Consider the following 4293-nt stretch of genomic DNA (forward strand, 5'->3'; position numbering starts at 1 on the left):
CGCTGGGCCGCATCCGTCGCGCCGCCGCGCGGGCGATAGCGCGCGAGCAGCCGGTCGGCATCCACCGTCACGCCGCCGCGGACCGCGCGGGCCGCGCCGCGCGCGATCACCACCTGTTCGGCCTGGCGCCACTCGATGCCGTCGGTCGCCGTGACCTCGATCGGGCCGCCCTGGCTGAGGTCGATGCCCTGGCCCCAGGCGGGCGCGGCGATCAGCAGCGCCGCGGCGATCAGCGCGCGCCTCATCGCCCGCCTTCCAGCATCGCGCGGGCCCGGCCGGTGAAGATCACAACCTGGCCGCGCTCGGTCAGCCGGAAGCCCTCGCTCACCAGCGTGCCGAAGGGTCCCTGCGCGGCGACGGGGCGGTCGCCCGAGGCGGAACCCTCCTTCAGGTCGATTTCCGCCGCCTCGGTCACCAGCATGTTGCCGCCATCCTGCCAGAGCGTGACCTCGCCCGTGAGGCCGAGCCGGTTCGACCCCTTGTCGAAGCGGCCGTCGCGGCTCTCGAGCAGCACCCAGGACCCGTCGGTCAGCAGGATGTCCGCGCGCGGGCGGTCCAGGTCGACGATGTCGGGCTGATCGGTCTGCGCCGCGACATTCGCCGTCACGGTGAAGGGCCGGTTCTGCTCGTCGAGGCCCTGGTAGCGCGGTTCGACCATCCGCACCGCGTCCGGTTGGGCCTGCAGCACGCGGCGGAAGGAAACACGGGCGCGGTCCTCCATCCGGTCCAGTTCCGGCCAGATGGCGATGCCCAGCAGCAGCCCGACGCCAGCCAGCGGCAGCAGCCATTTCGCGAGCCGCACCGCGATTCTTCGCCGCGCGATCTGCGCCGCGGACGGCGACCAGCGCTCGCGGGAGGGTGCGAGCATGCGCCGCGGCGGCTGCGCGGGGCCGCTCACGCGCGGCAAGGAAACGCCGGGGCGGGCTTCCGTCATGCCACGCCCGCCCGCAGCAGGTCGTGGATGTGCAGGATGCCGACCGGCCGTCCCTCGGCGTCCACGACGAACACGGCGGTGATCGACCGCGCGTTCATCAGGTGCAGCGCCTCGGCGGCCAGCGTCTCGGGCTGCACGGTGCGCGGGGCGCGCGTCATCACCTGATCCGCGGTGCGACCGAGCAGGGCCGCCCCGCCGCCGGCCTCCAGCGCGCGACGCAGGTCGCCATCCGTGATGATGCCGAGCAGCCGGCCATCCGCCCCCTGCACGCCGAGGCAGCCGAAGCGCCTGGCCGTCATGGCGACGATCGCGGCGTCCATCGCCGTCCCGGGCGGGGCGAGCGGCAGTTCGGCCGGCCCATGCATCAGGTCCCGCACGCGCGACAGCCGCGCGCCGAGCTTGCCGCCCGGGTGGAACACCCTGAAATCGGCCGCGGTGAAGCCGCGCCGCGTCAGCAGCGCCACCGCGATGGCATCGCCAAGCGCCAGTTGCATGGTCGTGGAGGTGGTCGGCGCGAGCCCCATGGGGCAGGCTTCCGGCGCCTCGGGCAACACCAGCGCGACATCCGCCGCGCGGGCCAGCGCGCTCTCCGCCCGGCCGGTGATGCCGACCAGCGGCAGGCCGAAGCGCTTGGCGTGGCCGACCAGGTCGGCGAGTTCCGGCGTCTCCCCCGAATTGGACAGGGCCAGCACCGCGTCCCCGGCCACGATCATGCCGAGGTCGCCGTGGGAGGCCTCGGCCGGATGGACGAAGAGCGAGGGCGTGCCGGTCGAGGAGAGTGTCGCCGCGATCTTGCGCGCCACATGGCCGGACTTGCCCATGCCGGTGACGACGACGCGGCCGGTCGCGCCGGCGAGCTGAGAGACCGCCTGGGCGAAGCGCTCGTCGAGGCTGTCGGAGAGGGAGGCCAGGGCCTCTGCCTCAAGCGCCAGGACGCGGCGCGCGGCCTCGAGGTCGGGATGCGGGGACGGGTCGTTCACGGCGCCTGTATGGTGTCTGGGCGCCGGAGGGTCAACAAAAGCCACACAAGAATCGTGCCAGAGGCAGGGCGGCGGGGCCGGCGATCCGGCCCCGCGCCGGGCGTCAGGCGGCCTTCGGGATGCGCGCCAGGCCGAGGCTCTCGGCCGCCGCGACCAGGTTGCCCCAGGTGGTGGGATCGACCGGGATGCCCTCGGCCAGGCGCTTCGCCTTGGTGATGCGTTCCTTCTCCCCGGCGACCAGCACCGGGGCGGCGGGGTCGGCGGGCGGGCTCGCCTTCAGGTCGGCGACGATGCCCTCGACCTCAGCGTGGAAGGCGCCGAGGTTGCCGAAGCGGCCCGGGTCCAGCACGATGGCGAGCCACGCATTGACGATGCCGCGGTCGGCCGGGTGGCCGTGCCGGGCGGTGTGCCCGCCGAGCAGCGCGCCGGCCAGGATCTCGCACATCATCGCCAGCCCGTAGCCCTTGTGCGCGCCGAAGCTGCGCAGCGCGCCGCGGGGTTCGTCGCGATAGAGCACGCCGGGATCGGTCGTCGGCCGCCCCTTCGCGTCCACCAGCGCCCCTTCGGGCACCTGCAGCCCGGCATTGAAGGCGACGCGGCACTTGCCGAGCGCGATCGCGCTCGTCGCGAAGTCCAGCACCAGCGGCGGGGTCCCGGGGATGGCGATGCAGACCGGGTTGGTCGAAAGCCGCCCGTCGCTGCCGCCGAAGGGCGCGACCGCGCCGGGGCCCGAGACGCCGTTGACGAAGTGCAGCGAGATCATCCCGGCCGCCGCCGCCTGTTCGCCATAGGTGCCGATGCGGCCGAGATGGTGCACGTCCTTCAGCCCCATCACGGCCATGCCGTTGGCGCGCGCCGCGCCGATCGCCCAGTCCATGGCGATCCGGCCCACGCGCTGGCCATAGCCCCGCCCGCCGTCGAAGACGGCGAGCGACGCCTCCTGCCGCTCCGCGCGCGGTGCGACGTTCGGCACCAGCTTGCCTTCGCGCACATGCTGCACGTAGCGCGGCAGCAGCATGATGCCGTGGCTGTCATGCCCCTGCAGGTTCGCCTCCAGCAGATGGGCGGCGACTTCCTCCGCTTCCTCCGCCGTGCTGCCGCAGGCGGCCACGACATCGACGAGAAGCGCCCGCAGCGCCCCGGCTTCGACGCGCAGCACCGGTCAGGATTCCCGCCAGGGGCGGCGCTGCCACAGGCCGCGCAGGTCGCGTTCCAGCGCCACGACGTCGCTGCGGTACTCGTCGCCGATGCGCGGCGCCAAGGGCAGGCCGAGCCGGTTCGCCTCGGCGACGAAGCCCGCATCGGCCATGGCATCCCGGAACGCCGCGGTCAGCCGCGCGGTGATCTCGGCCGGCATGCCGGGCGGGCCGACGATGCCGCGCGTCGCACCGCTGATCAGGTTCTGCCCCTGCTCGCGGAAGGTCGGCACCTCCGGCGTGCCGGACCAGCGGGTCAGCGACGCCTGGCCGAGCGAGCGGATCCGCCCGTCCCGCAGCAGGGCCAGGCTCTCGCTCATGTTGAAGGCGCCGACCTGGAGATGCCCACCGATCAGCGCGGTGGACAGCGGCGCCATGCCGTTGAAGGGCACATGGGTCATGGGCGGCATGCCCGCCCGGTCCTCCAGCGCGATCACCAGCAGATGGTCGTCCGAGCCGATGCCGGTCGAGCCGTAGGAGATCTCCCCCGGCCGCGCCTTGGCCGCGGCGACGAGGTCGGCCAGCGTGCGCAGCGGCGAATTGGCCGCGACGAACAGCCCGCCGGGATCGTCGACGACATTGGCGATGAAGGTGAAGTCGAGCGGCCGGTAGCGGACCTGGCGCTCCATCGGATAGGTCACGAGTGCGGGGACGCTGGTCGCGGCCAGGGTGTAGCCGTCGGGTGCGGCGCCGAAGGCCACTTCCCAGCCGAGCTGCCCGCCGGCGCCGGCGCGGTTCACCACCAGGAAGCGCGCCCCCGGCAGTTTCGCCTGCACCGCCGGCAGCACCACGCGGGCCATGGTGTCGACGCCGCCCCCGGGCGGGTAGGGGACGATCACCTCGATCGGCCGGTCGGCCGGCCAGGCGGCAAGCGCGTGGCGGGGTGCGGCAAGGCTTCCGGCGGCTGCAATCAGCCCGAGCGTGGCCCGGCGGGTGGTCATGGCGGTTCCTCCGTTGGTTCTTGGCCGGGAGTGTGGCGGTGCCGCGCCCCGGCGGCAAACCCGTGCTGGAATCGGGGGTGAGGCGCGGCGCGAAATCGCCTAAGGAACGGCTCCACGGAATCGGGACGGAGGATGCGGATGACGGCACGCATGGTGGCCGGCAGGCGCATGGCGCTGAGGCTTGCATCAGTGGGGCTGGCCGCGCCGGCGGCGGGCTGCGCGCTGCCGGTGCGCGGCCCGGC

At 73.9% G+C, this 4293-nt stretch carries 4 protein-coding genes and 1 pseudogene; all 5 read right to left on the minus strand.

Features of this window, described 5'->3' with window-relative positions:
- Window positions 1–245: pseudogene (locus HW577_RS21500) on the minus strand (LptA/OstA family protein); the annotation flags it as partial.
- A complete protein-coding gene (gene lptC / locus HW577_RS21505; RefSeq protein ID WP_232475128.1) occupies window positions 242–934 on the minus strand; it encodes an LPS export ABC transporter periplasmic protein LptC in 693 nt (230 codons plus the stop codon). The pseudogene HW577_RS21500 and the gene lptC, both read right to left, overlap by 4 nt.
- On the minus strand, window positions 931–1914 hold the full coding sequence (locus HW577_RS21510; RefSeq protein WP_198378166.1) for a KpsF/GutQ family sugar-phosphate isomerase: 984 nt from the start codon (window positions 1912–1914) through the stop codon (window positions 931–933). The genes lptC and HW577_RS21510 overlap by 4 nt, the downstream gene beginning before the upstream one ends.
- Before the next feature lie 103 nt (window positions 1915–2017).
- Window positions 2018–3073, minus strand: a complete 1056-nt coding sequence (locus HW577_RS21515) for a malate/lactate/ureidoglycolate dehydrogenase (protein ID WP_198378167.1) — start codon at window positions 3071–3073, stop codon at window positions 2018–2020.
- A 3-nt stretch (window positions 3074–3076) separates the two neighbouring features.
- Window positions 3077–4051, minus strand: coding sequence for a Bug family tripartite tricarboxylate transporter substrate binding protein (locus tag HW577_RS21520; protein ID WP_198378168.1), 975 nt, complete (start codon window positions 4049–4051; stop codon window positions 3077–3079).
- Between the last annotated feature and the right edge of the window lie 242 nt (window positions 4052–4293).

Source organism: Neoroseomonas rubea (assembly GCF_016106015.1).
Taxonomy (GTDB): Bacteria; Pseudomonadota; Alphaproteobacteria; order Acetobacterales; family Acetobacteraceae; genus Neoroseomonas; species Neoroseomonas rubea.

Excerpts from the sequence above, each read along its gene's own strand:
- lptC (WP_232475128.1), bottom strand. The coding sequence starts at position 934 with ATGACGGAAGCCCGCCCCGGCGTTTCCTTGCCGCGCGTGAGCGGCCCC.
- HW577_RS21520 (WP_198378168.1), bottom strand. The coding sequence starts at position 4,051 with ATGACCACCCGCCGGGCCACGCTCGGGCTGATTGCAGCCGCCGGAAGC.